We start from the raw sequence: 22,064 nt of genomic DNA, 5'->3' as shown, positions 1-22,064 counted from the left end.
TATGATAAAATTCATAAATTGAAAAATTTAAAATTTTTATTGTTCATTCATAAATCGCTACTTTTGCACCGCAGACCGCCTTATCGTCGTCCCGATTTATCGGGAGGGAGGAAAGTCCGGACACCATAGAGAAGCATAGCGGGTAACACCCGTCGGTCTTAGAAATAAGGCAAGGACAAGTGCAACAGAAAGTATGTACAGGTAATGCTGTAGTGAAACCAGGTAAACTCTATGCGGTGAAATACCAAGTATATCAGCATTTAAGGGCTTCTCGTCCGTTGTTGAAGGGTAGGTAGCTTGAGTTGTGCAGTAATGTACAATCTAGATAAATGATAAGGTATTGTTTTGTTGCAAAATAAGACAAGAACAGAATCCGGCTTACAGGTCTGCTTTTTTTATATATTTGTGAAACTATCTAATTGAATTTCATGAATATTTCTGCTCCAAATTCGACACCTAAAATCAAAAAAAGTCTTTTTCAGACTGTAATTACAAACCTTACTTTCTGGGTTTTGATAGCGATTATTGCTGGAATTTTACTCGGGCATTTTTCGCCTGAAAATGGTGTGAAAATGAAAAAAATCGGGGAAGGTTTTATTGATATCATCAAACTTTTTATCGGTCCAATTATTTTCCTGACAATTGTTTTGGGGATTTCTGGAATGGGAAATCTTAAAAAAGTGGGCCGAATTGGAATTAAAGCTTTAGGCTATTTTGAAGTCGTTTCGACAGTTGCATTGGCAATTGGTGTTGCAGTTGCCTATTTGTTCAAGCCTGGAAAAATTAATAAAGCTGGTTTGCAAATTGGAGATGCGAGTCAATACACTTCTGGAACTGCAGAACATTTTTCGTGGTTGAAATTCTTCCTTTCCAATTTCACTTTACAGGTTTTAGTTGCAGCGATCGTGTGTGGCATCGCGCTGAATTTTTATCAAAAAAGAGAACAAACGATTTTGGTTTTAGAACGATTTTCGAATGTTGTTTTCACGGGTTTAAAATATGTGATGTATTTGGCACCAATTGGAGCTTTTGGAGGAATGGCTTATACGATTGGTAAATTTGGTTTAGCCACTTTGATTCCGTTAGGGAAATTGATGCTTTGCGTTTATTTGACAATGGCTTTGTTTGTTTTTCTGGTTTTAGGAAGCATTCTGAGATATTATAAAATCAGTATTCTTTCGATTCTAAAATATATTAAAGAGGAACTTTTATTAGTTCTTGGAACTTCATCTTCAGAAGCGGCTTTGCCTAGTATTATGGTAAAATTGGAAAAAATGGGGTGTAGTAAATCGGTTGTAGGATTGGTGATTCCTACGGGTTATTCTTTTAATCTGGACGGAACTTCGATTTACCTTTCGATGTCGGTGATCTTTTTAGCACAATTATACGATGTGCACCTAAGTTTCTTCGAAATTTTATCCGTAATCGGAATTTTGATGATTACGTCAAAAGGTGCCGCAGGTGTAACCGGAAGCGGATTTATTGTTTTGGCATCAACATTGACAGCACTTCATAAAATCCCCGTTGAAGGTTTGGCATTCTTGCTTGGCGTAGACAAATTCATGAGCGAAGCGAGAGCGATTACCAACTTGATTGGAAATACAGTAGCAACGATTATAATCTCTAAAACCGAAAGAGATTTTACAGAACTAAATTTAAATACTGTTTCTCAGGAATAAGTAACACAGTAACAAAGTAACAAAGCGACAAAGTAACAAAGCGACAAAGAATTTAAAACTTTGAACCTTTGTCACTTTGTAACTTTGTCCCTTTTTATCTTATGATTCATCCTTCGTAGTTCGCACCAAGCTAATTCCTGATGTAAAAAATACAATTCCCAAGATGCCATAAATGATTAGCGATTTAATATCTCTAGTTCCGCCGCTTGTATCTGCAAAGATCATTGCTGTATAAATAAGTCCTATTATTCCAAGGACTGTAAGTAATCCTCCGAAAAATCTTTTTAGGTTCATGATTAATAGTTTTTAAAGTTCTTTAACAAATTTATTATTGAAACTCTTAAATATTGTTATACAATTACTTAGCGGAATTATATGATTTTAACCATTGTTTTTGTAAGAAAATAATTTTCTTTTTAACAGTATCGTATGCTTTAAAGAGTATTTTTGTTTCAACTAATCAAAAACTTATATGAAGAAAAATTACTTTTTGCTGTTACTATTTTTTGCTGTAATTCCGGCAATTCATGCGCAAGACGAAGCCGCGGTTTCGGTTGCAAAAAATCAATTTAAAATCAATATTTTGTTTCCGGGTTTTGTTTACGAGCACGGTTTTTCAGATAAAAACACGTTATATTCTGAAGCAAGTTTAGGGTTAGGTTATCGCTACAATAGCTATTATGACGAATCAAATTTTTATTTTGTACCAATGATTAATGAGCAATTTCGTCATTATTACAATTTAGAAAAAAGAGCAGCAAAAGGAAAAAGAACAGCTTTTAACTCAGGGAATTTTATTGCCGGAAATGCAGTCTATAATTTTAAGTCAATTTCAACTAATGAGAAATATGGAGAATATGTCCCTTCTTTTACATTAGGCGCGCTTTGGGGATTGCAACGTACTTACAAAGGGAAATTCAATCTTGAATTTAGCGTTGGACCAGGAGTGAATTTTGATAAATTTGATACTGTATTAGTGCCAATAGGTAACTTTACTTTAGGTTGGGTTATTGGAAAATAGTTCTCAAATAAAAATAGAAAAACCTTGAGTAATCAAGGTTTTTCTATCTTAAATTCTAATCCGATATTTCGAACGCTTTCAATCTTGATTTTCGGATCTGAATTGAAATATTTTCGCAATCTGCTGATAAAAACATCCATACTTCTTCCAGAAAAATAATCGTCTTTTTTCCAAACCGACATCAAAATTTGATCTCGTTTTAATAATTGATTATGGTTGAGATACAAATACTCAATAAGTGCCGCTTCTTTCTCTGTAAGTTGTTGCACGTGGTTTTTATTGTTGAGTGTTAATCGTTCATTGTCAAAAATATAGGAACCAATTTCGATTATATTATTTCCTTCGAGACTTCTTTTTTGTTCAATTCTTTTCAAGATATTTTGCAAACGCAAAACCAGTTCATCAACTTCAAAAGGTTTTACAATATAGTCGTCGGCTCCAAGTTTTAGCCCGATGATTTTGTCTTCTTTTAATTTTCTTGCTGTTAGAAAAATAAATGGCGTTTCAGGATTGATAGTGATTATTTTTTCGGCCAATGAAAATCCGTCCAATTTTGGCATCATAACATCAAAAACACAAATGTCAAAAGTTTGGGTTTTAAAATAATCCAAAGCTATTTCGCCATTTTCGGCCCAAACCACTTCAAATTGGTTCAATTCAAGATATTGTTTTAAAATCGCTGCAAAATCAAAATCGTCTTCGGCTAAAAGTAATCTTTTCAAAATAAGGGAATTAAACGTTTAATAAAATAGTAAACTGAGTTCCTTTTCCTAAATCGCTGCTAACGTTTACAGAACCCTGATGCGCTTTTACGATTTGATCTACATAATACAATCCTAAACCTAAACCTTTTGTATTATGCAGATTTCCCTGTTCTACGCGATAAAATTTTTCAAAAAGAAATGCTTGTTTGTTTTTGGCAATGCCAATTCCATCGTCTTCAAAACTTATAGAAAATTGTTTTTCAATTATTCTTGTTTTGACCGTAATTGTGCTTGAACCGTATTTTACAGCATTTTCTAAAACATTCAAAAAAGCAGTGGTCAAATGGAATTTATCCAAAGCCAAAATTGTTTTTTGAGTCTGAAAATCAGTTTTTAGATTGATTTTTGGAAACGCGATTTTAAAGTCATTTACAATAGAAAGCAGAAAACCTTCTGCTTCAATTTTTTCTTTTTGAAGTTCAATTTCATTTTCTGCCAAAGAGTTTGCCATAACCTGATCGATTAAACTTTGCAGACGATTGTTTTGGCGTGAAATTGTACTTAAAATAGAATTGAAATTTTCATCGTTTTCACGAATATGTTTCTGCTCCAAAATTTTTGTAGAAATGCCTAAAGTTGCTAATGGCGTTTTGAGTTCGTGCGTAATATTATTGATGAAATCGGTTTTTACATCGCTTACTTTTTTCTGTTTTATCAAAGCTTTGATTGCAATAACAAATAGTGAAATCAAGGTAAGAATCGAAAACAGGGACAAAATCAAAATAAAAGTCATTCGTCTTAAAATAATCATTTCCCAATCGATTACCGAAACGTACATCGAATCTTCCGTCAACAATTGATATTCTTGGTTTTCAAATGTTCCGTTTGTTGTGCCAACATAATTCCGAACCAAAAAAGCATGATTAAGCGAGGCCAGATTTCCGTATAATTTGTTTTCGATAAAAGGTTTTTCAGAGAAAATGGTATCGGCTTTTTGCGCGTTTTTGTACACAATAAATTTATTAAGGACAATCGCAAAATCAATTTTGAAATACGGAAGATCTCGTTCAAATTTTCGCTGAATTTGATTGGTCAAAGCACTTTGATATTGCTTTTCTAAAACAGCATTTTTAACATCCAAACGACTGTTTTTTCCCTTAATATAATTTTCTGATAGACTTTTGTAAAGCGCTTCTTTTTTAGCAACCAAAACCGAATCGATATCACTATAATTATGGGTTATTTGAGCAATTTCATTTTTTATCTGCGTATGAAACTCGGCCACTTTATAGTCGTAAGCTGTTTTTACCAAATAGCATTGCACAGTCGTCAAAACAATAAGTGCGACAACTGAAAATGCGATTAATAAATTGATTCTTTGTTTCATGTTTTTTTTGAAATTATGGCTCACAGATAACGCGGACTGAACGGGGTAAAACGGATTTTTTTTAATACTAGAAATAAAAAACCAGTGCGTATCAGTTTTACCCGTAAAATCATTGGGCAATTTTCTAGATTCAAAAATACTGCTTTTGAGATACAAAATGGAGATTAACCTAGCATTAACCTCCAATTAACTTTCGGAACTGGTTTTTCAAAGCACTTTTGCTGCATTGTCAAACTGTTTTAAATATCATTTACATGCCGTGGAAACTAATTCTAGCTCTTTTGCTTTTTCTTTTTTCGTTTTTTGCCAAAGCTCAAAATGAAACACCAAAAGATTCTATTTCTCAAAAGTTGAGTGAAGTTGTTGTAACTCAAAACAAAAAGACTTTTACGAATTCAAACGGAAATATAAAAGTTGATGTTGCCAATTCGATTTACAATACGATTCCAAATCCAGTTGATTTGCTTTCAAAATTGCCGACAGTTTTAGTTAGTTCAAATAGAGAAAACATTTCGATTGTAGGTAAAGGAAATCCGTTGATTTATATTGACAATCAAAAAGTGGGAATGAACGAGTTGAATGCTTTGACTGTCGCCGATATTAAAACAATCGAAATTATTCAGAATCCATCTTCAAAATATGAAGCCGAAGGTCGCGCTGTAATTTTGATTACTCGAAAATTTAGCAAAAAAGACAGTTTTAGAACTGAAATATCAGAAGTGGCTTCTTTCAAAAAACATTTCAATAATTACCTCGGATTCAATTCAAGTTTTAAAAAAGGAAAATTAGAATGGAAAGCTAATTTTAATTATAATCGCCGAAATCCTTGGGAAAACCACAGTATTGCTTATGAAATTCCGCAAGCGTCGATTGTTTCCGATTATGATGTAACGGCAAATTCGCATGTAAAGGAATATGTTTTTGGCGGCGGTTTGTTTTATAAAATAAATAACGAAGATTACTTTTCTGTGAATGTAAACGGCAAACTGAGAGATGATAATTTCGACATCAATACTTTTACTTTTAATAAAAATCAGAATGTTGAAAACCATGTTTTTACTTGGAGTAATAACTCGAGTAATAAAAATTTTGTCAATGCATTTATGAATTATTCCAAGAAATTAAAATTTATTGATACGCGACTTTTTGCTGGTTTTCAATATTCTAATTTCAATCAGCATTTATGGAGTTTGGTGGAGAATGATTTTAATGAAACCGAATTTGAATTGTCGCAAAACAGAGATCAAAAGTTTAATGTCGATGTTTTCTCGGGTCGAATTGACTTGGAGAAAAAGTTCAAAAATGAAATGAATTTAGAATACGGCGGTTTGTATTTAAAGGCAAAATCGAATTCAGATTCTGATATTTTTGATTATGAAAAAAATGAAAGTGAAGTGTTGAATTATAATTTCAAAGAAGAAAATTTAGCGGCCTATGTTCAGTTTTCAGGAAAGATTAAAAAAGTTGATTTTTCGGTTGGATTGCGAGCAGAAAATACAAATGTTTATGCAAAATACAAATCAGATTTACTGCCTTCAATTGATCGAAATTACACGAATTTATTTCCGAAAGCACAGTTTTCATTTGCAATTGACAGTACAAAAAGCGTCAGTTTAAATTATGCGAAAAATATTGTGCGACCAAAATATTCGTCATTGAGCCAAATTGCAACATATATAAACCCGTATTTTTTATATGGAAGCAGCATTAAGTTGGGCCCAGCATTTACAGATGAAATTGCGAGCACTTTTCAATATCAAGACAAATCGATTAAGTTGAGTTTTTATCAAACCAAAAACGCCGTAAATCCCAGTTTTATATTTAATGATGAAACCAATGTTTTGACGATTACTGATATTAACTTTAAAAGAGAAACCGGTTTTACAATCGATTTTACACTTCCGTTTACGTATAAACTCTGGACAGCGACAAATTCTTTGATTTTTGTAAAAAGCAAAGTTGAAGACCATTCGGCATTAATGCATTCGTCAAAACCGTATTTGTATTATTATTCAAATCATTCCTTTAAACTGCCTAAGAACTTTACATATGTTTTTTCTTTTTGGGGAACAACAGCGCAAAATGATGGCGTTTTTGAAAGAAAAGCCAATTTTGTTTTCGATATGTCACTTGTCAAAAGTTTGGGCAAAAATTGGAATTGCACTTTGAATTTTAATGATGTTTTAAAACAAACGATTTATAGTGAAAGTTTTTCCATCAACAATATAAGTTCAAAATCCAGATATTTGGTTGATGCACACGAGATTTCGATTGCTGTTCGTTATTCTTTCGGAAAAATAAAAGATTCGAAATACAAGGAAAAATCGGTTGATGAAAATGAAAACCGAATTCGATAAAAATAGAAAATCCCAAGTTCCAATTTTGGAATTTGGGATTTTAAAAGTTTGAAATTTAAAAAAGACTATCCTTCGTCTTCTTCTGTAATTTTTATTGGAGAATCTCCAGGAAGTTCTTCATCATCATCAGTTGAGTTTAATTCGAAGAAACTGAAATAAGAACCTCCATAACTTTTCTGAAAAGAAAAATTACTCAAATGATCCAATTTAGTATATTTTGAATGTTCGATAATCATCATTCCGTCTTCATGAAGCAAATCTCTTTCAAAAACTGTGGTTACAATTTTTTCAAAAGTGGCTTGATCTAATCCGTAAGGAGGATCTGCAAAAACTATATCATAAGACGTTTTGCAGTTCTCAAGAAACTTGAAAACATCGCTTTTTGTTGCAGCAATATCAAAATCATATTCTGATGAAACTTGTTTGATGAATTTCACGCATCCAAAATCGCCGTCAACAGACGTTATTGGCGCACTGCCACGCGACGCAAATTCATAACTGATGTTTCCGGTACCTGAAAATAAATCCAAAACCTTTAAGCTATCAAAACTAAAATGATTATTTAAGACATTGAATAATGCCTCTTTGCTCATATCAGTTGTGGGTCTTACAGGAAGGTTTTTTGGGGGAGAAATTCGACGTCCTTTGTGTTTTCCTGAAATGATTCTCATGATTGGAATAAAATATAATGTTTTTGATTTTCTGTTAAAGAGAAGCTGTTTTTTTGCTGTAAAGTGCTTACATCCATAAAGGATATATTACGAATGTATTTATACGCAATGGCATAAAACGGATCGTTTTTGTCTATCGTGCCCAATAATTCGAGTGGAAAAATTTCCGGATTTAAATTCGATTGTTCGGCAGTAAATAGTAGGTAATATATGAAATCTTCAGGGGTTTGGTATTCAAATGAATTGAAAAACAGAAGCTTTTGGTTTTGAACCACAATAACTTCAAAATGGCCAGGATTAAAATTGACCACCATTTTCTTTTCGTCGTTATTTCTTGAATTGTCTAATATTTTTTCGACCAAAATACTATTCGCATGTTTGTAGTCAAAAGATCCAACATTATCAATCAAAAAGTTGTTGATATTCACGTACGGAATGTAAACCGAATTCATTTGATAATTTGAAATCTCATCAAATGTAAAAAAATCTGTTGCAAAAACTTTTGTCGTGTATTGCAAATAACTTCCAAGATAGTCTTCATCAAACAAAGCTGTCGGAACAAAAGTTGAAAGATTGTTGTTGTGAATTACCATCACTTCATCATAAATGTCCTTCAATTCAGCATTGTTTCTGAAAGCTTCCGTGAATAAATCTTCAATTTTTGTGCTTTTGTTTGAAATGTCAAACTTGATTTCTTTATATGAAGTAATGACATTATTTAAAGTATCGAAACAGCAATATGAAAATCCAGTCAGAGAAACCTGAATAGAAAGTTTTTTGTAATTTTTAGAAGTAATGTTAGTGTTTTGTAATGACATATCTGATTTACAATTCGTTACCTGTTTTTGAATCAAGAAAGAATTTAAGCGACCACAAACTTACAAATTAAAAAGCAACAATTATAATTGCAATTTCAAAAAACAATTTTAAAGAAAAGTTAGGTACACGTTATCTTAGTATTAATTATTTTATTGAATGAACCATATAAGTGATATAAGCAAATTTAAGCAGGCTGTTTATTTTAAATGAACTTATATCACTTATATGGTTTAATTTAATTTGGCTATTGGTTTTTTGACATTGCCATTGCCATTGATTTTTGAAATTGATTTTTTGAAATTGCCATTAAAAAAGCCGAACTTTGTATGACAATTTTACTCTATGAATTCAACATTGTTTTACAGCGTTTTACAAAAAAGATTTCCTTTTGCGCCTACCTACAAACAAGATATTTTTTTTCAGAAAATCGCAATTTTCCTAACCGAGCCTAAAAACGATACCATTTTTGTACTGAAAGGATACGCCGGAACAGGAAAAACAACGGTGATTTCAACCATTGTAAATAATCTTGCAGAAATCAATAAAAAAGTTGTTTTGCTTGCGCCAACGGGTCGCGCAGCAAAAGTGATTTCGAATTATTCAAATACATCGGCTTTTACGATTCATAAAAAAATATATTTCCCAAAGAAATCATCGGGTGGAGGAGTGGCTTTTACCAAACAAGTCAACAAACATAAAAACACTGTTTTTATCGTCGATGAGGCTTCGATGATTTCAGACAGTACACTCGACAGCGGCTCGCTTCTGGATGATTTGATCAATTATGTCTATTCTGGAAGCAATTGTAAAATGATTCTTTTAGGAGATACCGCGCAGTTGCCACCAGTAAATTTAGATATTAGTCCGGCACTTGATATTCAGACTTTGGGTGTTCATTATGATAAAGAAATTGAACATATTGAATTAGACGAAGTAATGCGTCAGGAAGAGAATTCAGGAATTTTATTCAATGCGACCGAATTGCGAGAATTGCTGAAAGAAAGTTTTATAACCGAATTTAGATTCAACGTAAAAAAGTTCAAAGATATCGTTCGTTTGACCGATGGTTATGATATTCAAGATGCCATAAATACAGCATACAGCAACTGGAGTATTGAAGACACTGCTTTTATTGTACGATCAAACAAAAGAGCAAATCAGTATAACGAACAAATCAGAAGCCGAATTTTATTCAAGGAAAGCGAACTTTCGGTTGGTGATTTTTTGATGGTGGTCAAAAACAATTATTTCTGGCTAAAGGAAACTGATGAAGCTGGTTTTATTGCCAATGGCGATATAATTGAAGTTTTGGAAATGTTTGGAATCAAAGAATTATACGGATTTACTTTTGCGAAAGTGAAAATCAGAATGGTCGATTATCCAAACCAAATTCCTTTTGAGACGGTTTTGATTTTGGATACTATTAAAAGCGAATCGCCGTCATTAACTTACGAAGAATCGAATCGTTTGTACGAAGAAGTAATGAAGGATTATGAAGATGAGCCAACGAAATACAAAAGATTCCAAAAGGTTAAGGAAAACGAATATTTCAACGGATTACAAGTGAAATTCTCTTATGCAATTACGTGTCACAAATCGCAAGGAGGGCAGTGGAATACGGTTTTTATTGAACAGCCGTATTTGCCAGACGGAATTGATCGCGATTACATCAGATGGCTTTATACCGCTATGACACGTGCTAAAAATAAGCTATATTTGATAGGATTTAAAGACGAGAGCTTTGAAGAATAAATTTTAGTCACAGATATTTACGATTTTTATTTAAAAGCGAAAATGAAAAGAATTTTATTACTCATTTTATTATTTAGTTTTAGTTTTTGTAAAAAACATGAAGAAAGTAAAGTTGTTCTAAGTGAAAAAACGGTCGATTTTTTTGATCCAATTTCTTTGGGTGCTTCCGGAGTAAAATCTAATTTAAAAATTAGATCTCATTTTAGCGAATGTGGAGAATGGGGTGGTCATCAGGAAGACTTGGAGATATTTGCTAAAGAAGGTAATTATAAAGATTATTTTTTGAATTATACTAAAACAGATATTGATTGTGACAATCAAGACTCAAAAGGGAGAAACATTGAAAAAGTAACTGTTCAGAAAACAATCAAACTTACAGATTTGGATAAAAAATCTATAATTTCATACATGAAAAGAATGATTGATTCTAAAGTTAAAGAAAGATTTCCGGGGCATTCAGGAGATGAATTCTGGATAATAAATTCTGATTCAACATTTGTAATTAAAGTTTACGATAGAGATTCTATTAATTTGAAAAGTTATGATCAATTACTAAGTGATTTAAAACTTAAACAATGACAACATTAAACGACTTACATTCGATTTCATCAACGTTTTCGAATACCGATAAAATGCCAGTTCTTTTTTTAGGACACGGCAGTCCGATGAATGCCATTGAAGAAAATCAGTTTGTGACTGGTTTTCGCAATCTGGCTAAAACTTTGCCACAGCCAAATGCCATTTTATGCGTTTCGGCGCATTGGTTTACTAAAGGAACAAAAGTCACTTCAATGGAAATGCCGAGAACCATTCATGATTTTGGAGGTTTTCCACAAGCGCTTTTTGATGTGCAATATCCTGCAAAAGGAAGTCCGGAATTGGCTGTAGAAACACAGAAAATTTTAGATCCGGTAATGGTCGAATTAGACGAGCATTGGGGATTGGATCATGGCGCATGGAGCGTAATAAAGCATTTATATCCAAATGCAGATGTTCCGGTAATTCAGTTGAGTATCGATTACACAAAATCAGGGCAATATCATTTTGAATTAGCTCAAAAATTACAAGTCTTGCGTTACAAAGGCGTTTTAATTATTGGAAGCGGCAACATCGTACACAACCTTCGAATGGTTGATTTCAGAAATTTTGATAAAGACAATTACGGCTACGATTGGGCAATTGAAGCTCGAGAAACGGTGAATAATTATTTATTAGATGGAAATTTTCAGCCTTTGATTGATTTTGAAAAACTAAATAAAGCCGTCCAATTGGCAGTTCCAACTCCGGATCATTATTTGCCATTGCTTTATACTCTTGGCTTAAAAGATAAAACAGATGAATTAGATCTGTTTAATGACAAACTTTTGGCAGGTTCGTTGAGCATGACTTCAGTGAAAATAATGTAATAGTATTTGTTTTCCAATCAAAAAATAAATTTGGTGAGATACTAAAATGTTTCATCTAAATTTGTTTATTTTTGTGTAAGTAATTGTTTATCAGTTGATTGTTTGATTTGTGTCTTCTTTTTAAGTAGTTTTTTAAATGCCTTTTGTGATTAACTGGTGATAAATTAAAAAACGATAGAAGATGTTTACAAATTAGGTAAGAGTGCGGCATCAGCACTATAATCACTGATAAAACAAAGATGAATCCAAACAAAGCATTATGGGAAAAAGGCGATTTTACACGCATTGCAGAATCTATGAGAGAAAGTGGTGCGGAATTGGTTGCCAAAATTGGAATTAAGGAAAATATTAATGTTTTAGATCTCGGCTGTGGTGATGGTACTACCGCTATACCTTCGGCAAAATTAGGGGCCAATGTTTTAGGTGTTGATATAGCAAGAAATTTAGTTGAAGCGGGTAATCTTCGAGCAAAAAAAGAAGGACTGGATAATATTGTATTTCAAGAAGGCGACGCAACCGATTTGAATGAATTGAAAAATCAATCTTACGATGTTACGATGAGCATTTTTGGAGCAATGTTTGCTCCAAAACCTTTTGATGTTGCTAAAGAAATGGTTCGTGTCACGCGACCTGGAGGTAAAGTTATTATGGGTAATTGGATACCGGGAGATCCAACGTTGGTTGCACAAATCTTGAAAATTAGTTCTGAATTTACACCTCCGCCTCCTGAGGGTTTTGTAAGTCCTATGCTTTGGGGAATTGAGGATAATGTAATCGAAAGATTTACAAATGCGGGTGTTCCTAAAGAAAATATTTCCTTTGAGAGAGATACCTTTACGTTTAAAGCGGCATTCCCACCTTCGGAGTGGCTAGATCGATTAAAAAATTACTATGGCCCAACGATGAATGCTTTTGAGGCCGCTGAACAAAACGGAAAAACTTCAGATTTGTATGCTAAGCTTGAAGGATTAGTTAACAGCCAAAACAAAAGTAATGACAACAATTCTACATCAATTCCCGCAACTTATCTGCGTGTTACAGTTTTGGTTTAGCTTTTTGCCTCAGTAAAAATAGTGTAATTATAGCTTAGCGAATCTCTGTGAAAATCTTTGCGACTTTGTATAATAATTTTTCCACAGAGATTTATTGAGATTTTCGCAGAGATTCGCTAAATACTTTTATTTCTCTTTTAAATTATAAGCATACAAATAGCCATCTGCACTTCCAAAATAAATGGTGTTATTGCTTATGAAAGGTGATGAAACAATTGGCCCTAATTTGTAAATTTCATCCATTACTTTTTTGTTGTTTTCATAAATGTACAAATCGGCATTTTTTGCTGTGAAGCTAAAGTCCACTACATTATTGTTCAGAATTTCGGGAGCGTATTTTTTTCTGCTTTCCGTGCCCACAAAAGCTGATTCTTTTCCATTTGAAAGTAAGTTTAAGGCAAAAAAGTTACCACTAAAATCGCCAAAATAAGCCGTATTCCCTGAAATAGCTGGCGAAGAATAGATATATCCATTTCCTTTAAATCGGTATTTTTCTTGCCCGGTTTTCGCGTCAAGCGCCAATAACGCATACGTGTCAGAAGTTCCAACATAAATTGTATTATCTTTTATAACTGCAGAACTTAAAATCCATGAATTTTCGGCATTGTATTTCCAAACCAATTTTCCTGTTTCAGCATTTAAAGCAAATAAATAAGGATCTCTCGCTCCAAAATAAACGATTCCATTTGAAACCGTAGCCGAGGCTTCGATCCCTGTAAATCCCATTTTAATTTCCGTTGCAAATCGCCATTTTTCTTTTCCGGTCTCACAATCTAAAGCGTAGAAAATTCCATCCCAACCTCCAAAAAATAAAGTTTCCTTTTCTATGACTGGACTGCTGTGAATTGGTTTTTTGGTTTTAAAAGACCATTTTAAAGTTCCATTTTTTGAATCAACTGCGTACATATTTCCATCACTGCTTCCGAAAATTGTTAAAGAAGTGTTTTTGTCTTTGTAAATAACCGGAGTTGATAAGTAAAAATCCCATAAATCACTCATGAGCATATCGCTTGGTTTCATTCCCCACATTCCAATTTCTTGATACCAATGTTCACCATTGGTTTTGAATTTCCAAATCTCCTTTCCATTTGTAGCGTTTGCAGCATAATAATAGCCATCAAAACTTCCAAAATAGATTATGTTGTTAAAGAAAGTCGGTGAACTGTGAATTGCGCCATTTGTTTTAAATTTCCATTTTAAATTTCCGTTTTCATTTAATGCATACAAATAACCGTCTTCACTGCCAATATAAATTGTTTTATTTTGGACAATTGGAGAAGAAAAAATCTTGCCTTCTGTTTTGAATTTCCACTTCAATTCTTGCAAAGGATTATAACCTTCGCCTTCAAAAACTCGGTTTGAAAAAGCATTGACCGCATTTGTATTGTTTTGGCTTAAAGCAGAATTTATAAAAGCGAAATTCAAAATGAAGAAGATCAGAAGTAATGGTTTTTGCATGGTGGTTTTTTCTTATAAATATAATATCTTTTTTAAAATACTGCCAATCAGTTTTATAACGATCTGTTTCGATTATGTTTTTTATCTAAGTTTTGAATACTTACATTTGTTTTACTTAAAGAGACTTAAAAATGAAAATAATAGCGGTAATTCCGGCGCGATATGCTTCAACACGCTTTCCTGCAAAGTTGATGCAGGATTTGGGAGGTAAAACAGTAATTCTGCGAACTTACGAAGCGGCAGTTTCAACAAAATTGTTCGACGATGTTTTTGTAGTAACTGATTCTGATTTGATTTTTGACGAAATTGTTTCCAATGGCGGAAAAGCAATTATGAGCATGAAAGAGCACGAATCCGGAAGTGACAGAATTGCCGAAGCAGTTGCGAATCTTGATGTTGATATTGTGGTGAATGTTCAGGGTGACGAGCCTTTTACAGAAGCTGGACCTTTAGAACAGGTTATATCTGTTTTTAAAAGTGATTACGAGAAAAAGATAGATTTGGCTTCGCTGATGCGTGAAATCACAGATGAAGATGAAATCAACAATCCGAATAATGTGAAAGTTGTGGTGGATCAATCGCAGTTTGCTTTGTATTTTTCTCGTTCTGTAATTCCGTATCCAAGAGAAAAAAATGTTGGAGTAAGATATTTTCAGCACATCGGAATTTATGCTTTCAGAAAACAAGCTTTATTGGATTTTTACAGTCTTCCAATGAAATCTTTGGAAGCATCTGAGAAATTGGAGCAATTACGTTATTTGGAATTCGGAAAACGTATTAAAATGGTTGAAACGACACATGTTGGAATCGGAATTGATACGGCTGAGGACTTGGAGAAGGCCAGGGCTATGTTGAAAGATATTTAATTAATTGATTAAATTGACGATTGATAATTGACAATTGATAAAGAATGAATTCCACAATCTTGTCATCCCGAGGAACGAGGGATCTCCACAAGTAGCTCTACAATGATTGGCGATTTACGTTGCGGAGTTTCTTGAGATTTCTCCTTCGTCGAAATGACAAACTTGATAGTAAAAAAAAAGCTCCCTTTTGGGAGCTTTTTTAGTATCTAAAAAAATCTGAATCTTAGTATAAAGCAGGATATTTAGAAGGATTAACTTCATTCATCATGCTGTAAACTTTCTCAAAAATATCTTCTGCAGATGGTTTAGAGAAATAATCACCATCAGTTCCGTATGCTGGTCTGTGGGCTTTTGCAGCAAGTGTTTGTGGTTTGCTGTCCAAATATTTGTAAGCATCTTGCTCTTCCAAGATTTGCTGTAAAATGAATGCTGAAGCTCCTCCAGGAACATCTTCGTCAATTACTAACAAACGATTGGTTTTCGCTATACTTTTAACAATATCTTTATTCACATCAAAAGGAAGTAATGATTGAATATCGATCACTTCACAATCAATTCCTAAATCTAATAATTCTACTGCTGCTTGCTGCACTAATCTTAAAGTTGAACCGTAAGAAACTAAGGTAATATCTGAACCTTCTTTCATAGTTTCAACAACACCAATTGGCGTTTTGAATTCACCAAAATTCAATGGCGCTTTTTCTTTTAATCTATATCCGTTCAAACATTCGATTACTAAAGCAGGTTCGTCACATTCTAAAAGGGTATTGTAAAATCCAGCCGCTTGCGTCATGTCTCTTGGAACCAAAACGTGAATTCCGCGAATTGCATTGATAATCATTCCCATTGGAGAACCAGAATGCCAGATACCTTCTAAACGGTGTCCACGAGTTCTAATGATTAGTGGTGCTTTTTGTTTTCCAACAGTTCGATATTGTAATGTAGCCAAATCATCGCTCATGATTTGGATAGCATATAATAAGTAATCTAAATATTGAATTTCAGCAATTGGGCGCAAGCCTCTTAAAGCCATTCCAATTCCTTGGCCAATAATTGTAGCTTCACGAATTCCGACATCGGCAACACGAAGTTCTCCGTATTTTTCTTGCATGCCTTCTAAACCTTGGTTTACGTCGCCAATGTTTCCAACATCTTCCCCAAAAATTAAAGTTTCTGGATATTTGGCAAACAAAGCATCAAAGTTATCGCGCAAAAGCATTCTTCCATCAATATCCGCTTTAGCATTTTCTCCATATTCAGGAAGCACTTTTTCAACTGAAAAAACATTTTTATTTGAATCAGAATGTAAATTACTGCTGAATTTTTCCTGAGTCTCATTAATGAATCGAGTAATCCAGCTTGATAAAAGCATTTTGCTGTTTGGAACTTCAATAAAACGAAGAATCTTTCTGGCATAAACCAAAATTTCCTTTTTAAGCGGTGCTTTTATAGCTTTTAATTCTGAAATATATTTTCTGATTTTGTCCTTATGGTTTACGCTTGCTTCAGCAATTTGTTCCAATAAAGCCAAAAGGTCATTTTGCTCATCAATAATCGGATTAATGAATGAATTCCAAGCATCTTTTTTAGCTTGTAAAACTTCATTTTTCAACTGGAAATCAATTTCAGAAAGTTCTTCAGGCGATGCTATGTTGATGGCAATCATCCATAAACGCATTTGACGTATACAGTCAAAATCTCTTTCCCACGCTAATCTTTCTCCGCTTTTGTAACGCTCATGAGAACCAGAAGTAGAGTGTCCTTGAGGTTGTGTCAATTCGTTTACGTGAATCAAAACCGGAATATGTTCTTCGCGAGCAATTTTTCCAGCTCTTTCATATGTTGAAACTAATTCAGCATAATCCCAACCTTTTACTCTGAAAATATCATAACCTTTAGAATCTTCGTCGCGTTGATATCCTTTTAAAATTTCAGAAATATTCTCTTTTGTAGTTTGGTGTTTAGCGTGAACCGAAATTCCGTATTCATCATCCCAAACACTCATTACCATTGGAACTTGTAAAACTCCAGCAGCGTTGATTGTTTCAAAAAACAAACCTTCAGAAGTACTTGCGTTTCCAATAGTTCCCCAAGCTACTTCATTTCCATTTACTGTAAATTTATCTTTGATGGTAATTCCGTCAACATTTCTGTAAATTTTAGAAGCTTGAGCTAAACCTAACAATCTCGGCATTTGTCCGGCTGTAGGTGATATATCTGAACTTGAATTTTTTTGTTTTGTTAAATCTTTCCAAGATCCGTCTTCGTTTAAACTGTGCGTTACAAAGTGTCCGCCCATTTGTCTTCCTGCAGACATTGGATCAAAATCTAAATCGGTGTGACCGTATAAACCAGCAAAGAATTGTTTAGGAGTCAATTCGCCAATCGCCATCATAAAAGTTTGATCGCGGTAGTATCCAGAACGAAAATCACCGTTTTTGAAGGCTTTTGCCATCGCAAGTTGCGGTACTTCTTTTCCGTCTCCAAATATCCCAAATTTGGCTTTTCCTGTTAATACTTCTTTACGACCTAAAAGACTACATTCACGGCTAGTTACTGCAACTTTGTAGTCGTTCAATACCTCAGTTTTGAAATCTTCAAATGTCAATGTAGTATTGTTCATTTCTTTTATCATAATCTTTAATGGTCATGTTGAGACTGCGAAATTACTTAAAAACAATCAATAATCATAATTCTTTAAAGTAAATATAATTTAATTATTTGTATTTAAAATCAAAAAACTACGTATTTTATTTATGTAATTTGCAATAAAAAATCAATTTATGTAAAAATAATTCAACATTTTGTTTAAAATTTATTCGATTAGAACCATTTTCTAGTGAAAAGTGTGACTAATGTTTTTGGTGAAAATGTGATAACAAATCGTATTTTTTCGTTGTATTTACTTTGAGAAATTTCCCATCCATTGTTCGAATAGACTGGAAAATAGAGTTCAAAATAATCTGGAACCAAATTTAAACGGATCCCACTATCGTAAGCGAAGAACTCTTTTTGATGTTTATTTTTCAAGAAACCGATATCGCCATATACTTCAACCCAATTCCAAATCGCATAACTTGCATTCATAGTGGTCATCCATTGGTTGGCGTAAGATGGTTCTAATTGCGATTTAAATCCACCTTCAGCCATTACAAACTGCTGACTGAAAAATCCAGTAGATTCAGATCTACCAAAAAGGTTGTAATCAAACAAGTAATCCGTAGGTCTGTCCAAACCAAAACTGAAATAATCTGAATTTGTTGTATTGTAAAGAAATGCTCCTGCGTATAAGCGTAAATTTAATTTATGATTATTTTCAAATAAACGTCTGTATTCTACTTCTCCAGATAGTTTTCCGAAATCTCCAGAAAACTGAATGTCATTCATGTAGCTAAAATGATTTACAAGCTCTGTTTTGGTGTTTGAATATCGGGCATTGAAAACCGAATAATTTGGTTTTGAATTATCGGTAATATATTCGCTTGCTTCGCGATTTACAATTACTTGGCGAAACATTATAAGTTGCTTTCTATTGTCTCTAAAGTTTTCTTCGCGGATGCGAAATTGCACCATTGGGTTTAATCGTAAATAAGTCGCATCTGGCGCGTAATGAAAGTAATTCTGGCTGATGGAATAGCGTACATTATATAAAGTGCTGTTTCGATAATATTGATTATAAGAAAATGCCGAAGAACCTGATATAGTTTGCGCTTTTATCGAATAAGCCGGATTGATATCAAATAAGAATGGCTTGTCTAATATGGTTTTGTTATGAAAGCGAATCCCAGGCGTTATACCATCATAATAATTATAAGTTAAAGTCGGAATGTATAAAATCTGATTATAGTAAGGATCCTCCAAATCTTTTGCAAAATTGAACTTGATTGGACGATTTGTTATAGCTATGTTTTTCAAATTTTTCCAGTTGTTTCGCTGGTTGTATTCTGGAACTTCGTTGTCGTAATTCAATACTATTTTATCAGCATTTTTTCGATCAAAATGGTAAACAGAATCATTGCTTTTTGGTTCAATCCATTCTTTGAAAACAACTTCGTTTTTCTTGATTCCGTAAACCGGAATAGGAGCAAACACTCCCGTTTTGTTTTTTATGGAAAACTGAACACTGTCTTTTGTTCTTGAAACATCAGTGAATTTATAATCGATAATATCTCGTGATTCGATAATAGTCCTAAAAAACCAGTCAATTTTTTTGGTACTGTTTTTGGTTAGAATTTTTTCAAAATCATAGCGATTTGTTTGTTGTGTTTTATTCAAAGTATAAAATTCCTGTACACTTTCTGGTACAATATTGTGATTCAGATAATCATCTAAATAACTTAAACTTAAGCCTGCACGGTATTTGCTCGCAATTTGTTCGTTGAATTTGATCAATGTATTTTTTGGATCTCCCAATGGCTGGTCTAGATTTTTTCGAGCCATCAGCATATAATAATAACTGTACTGCTCGTTAAAAGTCAGATTGGTGATATTATAGCTATTAAAGAGTTTCATGTCTGAAAGCCTTCCCAGCATTTTTTGATCTAAATGATGCTCTTCCATGTATTTCATCATGGTGTAAATCTGAATTCCGTCGTATATCCAATTGTCTTTTCTTGGATCCAGTTTAAGAGAGTTTTTCAAATAGTTGCTCAGATAGGTTTTCAAAAAAGTGATTTCGAAGATGAATTCATCTGAAAACGGACTGATAAATGAAGGCAATTGATTTAGTCCGTAAAACGGATTTCGGTCATAATCTGCCTGCGAAACTGCGATTTTTGAATGCGGATATTTCCCGATGAATTCATTGGCAAAAGTCGCAACTCTGTTGATGATTATTGCTCTTTGAATTTCGTTCAATTTTTTCGTTTTCAAATCTGAAACTATTTCTAAATCATTATTTGTATAGCTTCTAAACGTGTTTTGTTTTTCGATAAAAACATTAAAATCAGTTCTGCTGTTTCCAGAAAAAACATAATTTGTATACGATGAATTTGAATCGTCTTTTGAAACCGAATCCAAATCAGTACTAATGAAATAATTGGCAGGAAGTTTTATTTCCACTTGATAATCAACCACAGCATTTGCAATATCATCAAGATTGAAATTATTATTTTTTACAAAATCGTGATTTTCAAATCGAGCAGGGCTTAAAAACCAGTTTTTTAAAATCATTCCGCCATTTTGATCAAAGCCATAATGTGTAAATTTCGCACTCGGAATTTTGGAAATATAAATTAGGTGCAAATCAATTTTTTCGCCAGGATAAAGTTTTCGATTTAGTTTTACGATAATAAAATCTGGGTTTTTATCCGTTCTTTGCCATTCAAGCGCTAAATCATTAGAATCTGTCAGATTCAAAATAGTGGTATTTCCTCTTTCTTCGGGTTTGGCGACATGAAAGCCTCTATAAAATTCATCTGAAAAACGTCGAGCCAAAGGTGTGTTTTTGTCCGAAAAAGCATTGTTCCAATCATTTAGTACAATTGAATCCAAAGAATCATTTGAAGTGTTGTAATACGTAATATCTTGTCTGATATTAAGTGTTTTAAGGTCGAGATTAACCGCCACTTCCATCTTAGATTGATGTTGTGCATATTGTTTTACTGAGCTCAATAAAACAAATAATAGGATTATAATTTTATAAAATCGTTTCAAATATTGGCGTAAAATTATAGATATGCCTTAAGTTATGTGCATAAAAATGTTTCGGATTTTTGTAAAAATAGCATAAAAAAAGCTGTTTTAAAAAACAGCTCTTAAAAATTAATCATATTATAAGCAAATTAAGTTGGCAATAAGGCGGTTGCTTAAATTGTTTATATGATTTATATGTTGCGGAAAATTAGAAATTCGGACTTAAATCGTATTTCTTGTAGAATTTGTCCAAAGCCTCGACAACTTCATCTTCAGTGTCAACAATTTTAAACAAGTTCAAATCTTCAGGACTAACAGTGTGCATTTTTTCGACCAAAACAGTCTTTACCCAGTCAATCAATCCTGACCAGAATTCAACTCCAACCAATATAATTGGGAATTTTCCAATTTTTTTAGTCTGAATCAATGTGATTGCTTCAAACATTTCGTCCAAGGTTCCAAAACCTCCTGGCATAACCACAAAACCTTGCGAATATTTAACGAACATTACTTTTCTCACAAAGAAATAATCGAAATTCAGGTTTTTGTCATGATCAATATAAGGGTTGAAATGTTGTTCAAAAGGCAATTCGATGTTTAAACCTACTGAAGTTCCACCACCTAAATGTGCACCTTTATTTCCAGCTTCCATAATTCCCGGGCCTCCTCCCGTAATTACGCCGTAGCCAGCTTTACTGATTTTAAAAGCGATTTTTTCGGCCAATTGATAATATTTATCATCCGGTTTTGTTCGCGCCGATCCAAAAATAGAAACACACGGGCCAATACGTCCCATGCTCTCGTATCCGTTTACAAACTCAGACATAATTTTAAAAATTGCCCAGCTGTCATTGGTTTTAATTTCATTCCAAGTTTTTTGTTTTAAACTGTCTTGGATTACTTTATCTTCATCATTATCAAAATCTTCTAATCTCATTTTAGGTATTTTAATTTGTTATTTTATTTAAGCTGATGTTTTTGTGTATTAAAAAGAAGGAGCTTGTTCCTGCTATCCGTTGCAATCTTTTCCGCCGAACTCCGGCGCAAAAGGATTTCCACTTCTATCAGGGCTAGACACCCGGTTTCAAATAAACATTCGGTTTAATTGAAAGATTTTTTTGTTTTAAACTTTGAATTTTTCAAAAAAAGCGGATACTAAATTAACACTTTTTTCGACAATTGTTATAGAAAACACGAATTATAATCCAAAAGTAATCTTATGATAATAATCAAATAGAGGTTTTTGATTCATTATCAG

17 protein-coding genes and 1 other RNA gene are annotated in these 22,064 nt (G+C 33.2%); 9 read left to right on the top strand and 9 right to left on the bottom strand.

The window, feature by feature from the left end:
- Positions 1–67: 67 nt before the first annotated feature.
- Together rnpB and AAYQ19_RS06085 are read left to right on the top strand one after the other, a co-directional pair.
- Positions 68–397, top strand: an RNA gene (rnpB, locus tag AAYQ19_RS06090) — RNase P RNA component class A.
- A 31-nt stretch (positions 398–428) separates the two neighbouring features.
- Positions 429–1,679 carry a cation:dicarboxylate symporter family transporter gene (locus tag AAYQ19_RS06085; protein ID WP_343534958.1) on the top strand — a complete coding sequence of 417 codons (1,251 nt, stop codon included), beginning with the start codon at positions 429–431 and terminating at the stop codon, positions 1,677–1,679.
- Between the two features lie 99 nt (positions 1,680–1,778).
- Here AAYQ19_RS06085 and AAYQ19_RS06080 read toward each other — a convergent pair whose 3' ends face one another.
- Positions 1,779–1,973 (bottom strand): hypothetical protein, encoded by a 195-nt coding sequence (locus AAYQ19_RS06080; protein WP_320568005.1) that lies wholly within the window; start codon positions 1,971–1,973, stop codon positions 1,779–1,781.
- A gap of 178 nt (positions 1,974–2,151) precedes the next feature.
- Between AAYQ19_RS06080 and AAYQ19_RS06075 the strand changes: the two genes are divergently transcribed.
- Positions 2,152–2,700 carry a hypothetical protein gene (locus AAYQ19_RS06075; RefSeq protein ID WP_343534954.1) on the top strand — a complete coding sequence of 183 codons (549 nt, stop codon included), beginning with the start codon at positions 2,152–2,154 and terminating at the stop codon, positions 2,698–2,700.
- A 32-nt stretch (positions 2,701–2,732) separates the two neighbouring features.
- On the opposite strand, the gene AAYQ19_RS06070 is transcribed toward AAYQ19_RS06075, so the two are convergent.
- Together AAYQ19_RS06070 and AAYQ19_RS06065 are read right to left on the bottom strand one after the other, a co-directional pair.
- Positions 2,733–3,422: a response regulator transcription factor gene (locus AAYQ19_RS06070; protein ID WP_343534952.1), complete on the bottom strand. Its 690-nt coding sequence runs from the start codon at positions 3,420–3,422 to the stop codon at positions 2,733–2,735.
- A gap of 10 nt (positions 3,423–3,432) precedes the next feature.
- Positions 3,433–4,791 (bottom strand): sensor histidine kinase, encoded by a 1,359-nt coding sequence (locus AAYQ19_RS06065; protein ID WP_343534950.1) that lies wholly within the window; start codon positions 4,789–4,791, stop codon positions 3,433–3,435.
- 254 nt (positions 4,792–5,045) lie between these two features.
- On the opposite strand from AAYQ19_RS06065, the gene AAYQ19_RS06060 reads away from it, so the two are divergent.
- Positions 5,046–7,148, top strand: a complete 2,103-nt coding sequence (locus AAYQ19_RS06060; protein ID WP_343534948.1) for a TonB-dependent receptor domain-containing protein — start codon at positions 5,046–5,048, stop codon at positions 7,146–7,148.
- Positions 7,149–7,213: 65 nt separating this feature from the next.
- On the opposite strand, the gene AAYQ19_RS06055 is transcribed toward AAYQ19_RS06060, so the two are convergent.
- Both AAYQ19_RS06055 and AAYQ19_RS06050 read right to left on the bottom strand, forming a co-directional pair.
- Positions 7,214–7,819, bottom strand: a complete 606-nt coding sequence (locus AAYQ19_RS06055; RefSeq protein WP_343534946.1) for an RsmD family RNA methyltransferase — start codon at positions 7,817–7,819, stop codon at positions 7,214–7,216.
- Complete coding sequence (locus AAYQ19_RS06050) at positions 7,816–8,637, bottom strand: DUF3822 family protein (RefSeq protein ID WP_343534944.1); 822 nt, start codon at positions 8,635–8,637, stop codon at positions 7,816–7,818. Before AAYQ19_RS06050 ends, AAYQ19_RS06055 begins: the two co-directional genes overlap by 4 nt.
- 343 nt (positions 8,638–8,980) lie before the next feature.
- Between AAYQ19_RS06050 and AAYQ19_RS06045 the strand changes: the two genes are divergently transcribed.
- The 4 genes from AAYQ19_RS06045 (at position 8,981) to AAYQ19_RS06030 (ending at position 12,848) form a co-directional block, all read left to right on the top strand.
- The gene (locus AAYQ19_RS06045) at positions 8,981–10,390 is read left to right on the top strand and encodes an ATP-dependent DNA helicase (protein WP_343534942.1); all 1,410 of its coding nucleotides are present in this window, start codon (positions 8,981–8,983) and stop codon (positions 10,388–10,390) included.
- Positions 10,391–10,432: 42 nt separating this feature from the next.
- Positions 10,433–10,969: a hypothetical protein gene (locus AAYQ19_RS06040; protein WP_343534940.1), complete on the top strand. Its 537-nt coding sequence runs from the start codon at positions 10,433–10,435 to the stop codon at positions 10,967–10,969.
- Positions 10,966–11,796 (top strand): 4,5-DOPA-extradiol-dioxygenase, encoded by an 831-nt coding sequence (gene ygiD / locus AAYQ19_RS06035; RefSeq protein WP_343534938.1) that lies wholly within the window; start codon positions 10,966–10,968, stop codon positions 11,794–11,796. The genes AAYQ19_RS06040 and ygiD overlap by 4 nt, the downstream gene beginning before the upstream one ends.
- A 239-nt stretch (positions 11,797–12,035) precedes the next feature.
- A complete protein-coding gene (locus tag AAYQ19_RS06030; protein WP_343534936.1) occupies positions 12,036–12,848 on the top strand; it encodes a class I SAM-dependent methyltransferase in 813 nt (270 codons plus the stop codon).
- A 126-nt stretch (positions 12,849–12,974) separates the two neighbouring features.
- Here the strand turns inward: AAYQ19_RS06030 and AAYQ19_RS06025 are convergent, their stop codons facing one another.
- On the bottom strand, positions 12,975–14,306 hold the full coding sequence (locus AAYQ19_RS06025) for an outer membrane protein assembly factor BamB family protein (protein WP_343534934.1): 1,332 nt from the start codon (positions 14,304–14,306) through the stop codon (positions 12,975–12,977).
- A gap of 131 nt (positions 14,307–14,437) precedes the next feature.
- Between AAYQ19_RS06025 and kdsB the strand changes: the two genes are divergently transcribed.
- Positions 14,438–15,172: a 3-deoxy-manno-octulosonate cytidylyltransferase gene (kdsB, locus tag AAYQ19_RS06020; protein ID WP_343534932.1), complete on the top strand. Its 735-nt coding sequence runs from the start codon at positions 14,438–14,440 to the stop codon at positions 15,170–15,172.
- 223 nt (positions 15,173–15,395) lie between these two features.
- On the opposite strand, the gene AAYQ19_RS06015 is transcribed toward kdsB, so the two are convergent.
- From AAYQ19_RS06015 to AAYQ19_RS06005, 3 genes are all read right to left on the bottom strand, one after another.
- Positions 15,396–17,807: an alpha-ketoacid dehydrogenase subunit alpha/beta gene (locus tag AAYQ19_RS06015; RefSeq protein ID WP_343534930.1), complete on the bottom strand. Its 2,412-nt coding sequence runs from the start codon at positions 17,805–17,807 to the stop codon at positions 15,396–15,398.
- Positions 17,808–17,995: 188 nt separating this feature from the next.
- Positions 17,996–20,746 (bottom strand): gluzincin family metallopeptidase, encoded by a 2,751-nt coding sequence (locus AAYQ19_RS06010; protein ID WP_343535901.1) that lies wholly within the window; start codon positions 20,744–20,746, stop codon positions 17,996–17,998.
- A gap of 268 nt (positions 20,747–21,014) precedes the next feature.
- The gene (locus AAYQ19_RS06005) at positions 21,015–21,743 is read right to left on the bottom strand and encodes an LOG family protein (protein WP_343534928.1); all 729 of its coding nucleotides are present in this window, start codon (positions 21,741–21,743) and stop codon (positions 21,015–21,017) included.
- Positions 21,744–22,064: the final 321 nt, after the last annotated feature.

This window comes from Flavobacterium mesophilum, assembly GCF_039581405.1.
Taxonomy (GTDB): Bacteria; Bacteroidota; Bacteroidia; order Flavobacteriales; family Flavobacteriaceae; genus Flavobacterium.
The sequence above is the reverse complement of the archived record's forward strand: the minus strand, read 5'-3'. Positions and strand labels throughout refer to the sequence as shown.

What these genes read in the sequence shown, in the direction of transcription:
- AAYQ19_RS06005 (WP_343534928.1), bottom strand. Translation starts at nt 21,743, where the DNA reads ATGAGATTAGAAGATTTTGATAATGATGAAGATAAAGTAATCCAAGAC.
- AAYQ19_RS06025 (WP_343534934.1), bottom strand. Translation starts at nt 14,306, where the DNA reads ATGCAAAAACCATTACTTCTGATCTTCTTCATTTTGAATTTCGCTTTT.
- AAYQ19_RS06040 (WP_343534940.1), top strand. Translation starts at nt 10,433, where the DNA reads ATGAAAAGAATTTTATTACTCATTTTATTATTTAGTTTTAGTTTTTGT.
- AAYQ19_RS06010 (WP_343535901.1), bottom strand. Translation starts at nt 20,746, where the DNA reads ATGGAAGTGGCGGTTAATCTCGACCTTAAAACACTTAATATCAGACAA.
- AAYQ19_RS06055 (WP_343534946.1), bottom strand. Translation starts at nt 7,819, where the DNA reads ATGAGAATCATTTCAGGAAAACACAAAGGACGTCGAATTTCTCCCCCA.
- AAYQ19_RS06045 (WP_343534942.1), top strand. Translation starts at nt 8,981, where the DNA reads ATGAATTCAACATTGTTTTACAGCGTTTTACAAAAAAGATTTCCTTTT.
- AAYQ19_RS06050 (WP_343534944.1), bottom strand. Translation starts at nt 8,637, where the DNA reads ATGTCATTACAAAACACTAACATTACTTCTAAAAATTACAAAAAACTT.
- AAYQ19_RS06015 (WP_343534930.1), bottom strand. Translation starts at nt 17,807, where the DNA reads ATGATAAAAGAAATGAACAATACTACATTGACATTTGAAGATTTCAAA.
- AAYQ19_RS06080 (WP_320568005.1), bottom strand. Translation starts at nt 1,973, where the DNA reads ATGAACCTAAAAAGATTTTTCGGAGGATTACTTACAGTCCTTGGAATA.
- AAYQ19_RS06030 (WP_343534936.1), top strand. Translation starts at nt 12,036, where the DNA reads ATGAATCCAAACAAAGCATTATGGGAAAAAGGCGATTTTACACGCATT.
- AAYQ19_RS06085 (WP_343534958.1), top strand. Translation starts at nt 429, where the DNA reads ATGAATATTTCTGCTCCAAATTCGACACCTAAAATCAAAAAAAGTCTT.
- AAYQ19_RS06075 (WP_343534954.1), top strand. Translation starts at nt 2,152, where the DNA reads ATGAAGAAAAATTACTTTTTGCTGTTACTATTTTTTGCTGTAATTCCG.
- AAYQ19_RS06065 (WP_343534950.1), bottom strand. Translation starts at nt 4,791, where the DNA reads ATGAAACAAAGAATCAATTTATTAATCGCATTTTCAGTTGTCGCACTT.
- ygiD (WP_343534938.1), top strand. Translation starts at nt 10,966, where the DNA reads ATGACAACATTAAACGACTTACATTCGATTTCATCAACGTTTTCGAAT.
- kdsB (WP_343534932.1), top strand. Translation starts at nt 14,438, where the DNA reads ATGAAAATAATAGCGGTAATTCCGGCGCGATATGCTTCAACACGCTTT.
- AAYQ19_RS06060 (WP_343534948.1), top strand. Translation starts at nt 5,046, where the DNA reads ATGCCGTGGAAACTAATTCTAGCTCTTTTGCTTTTTCTTTTTTCGTTT.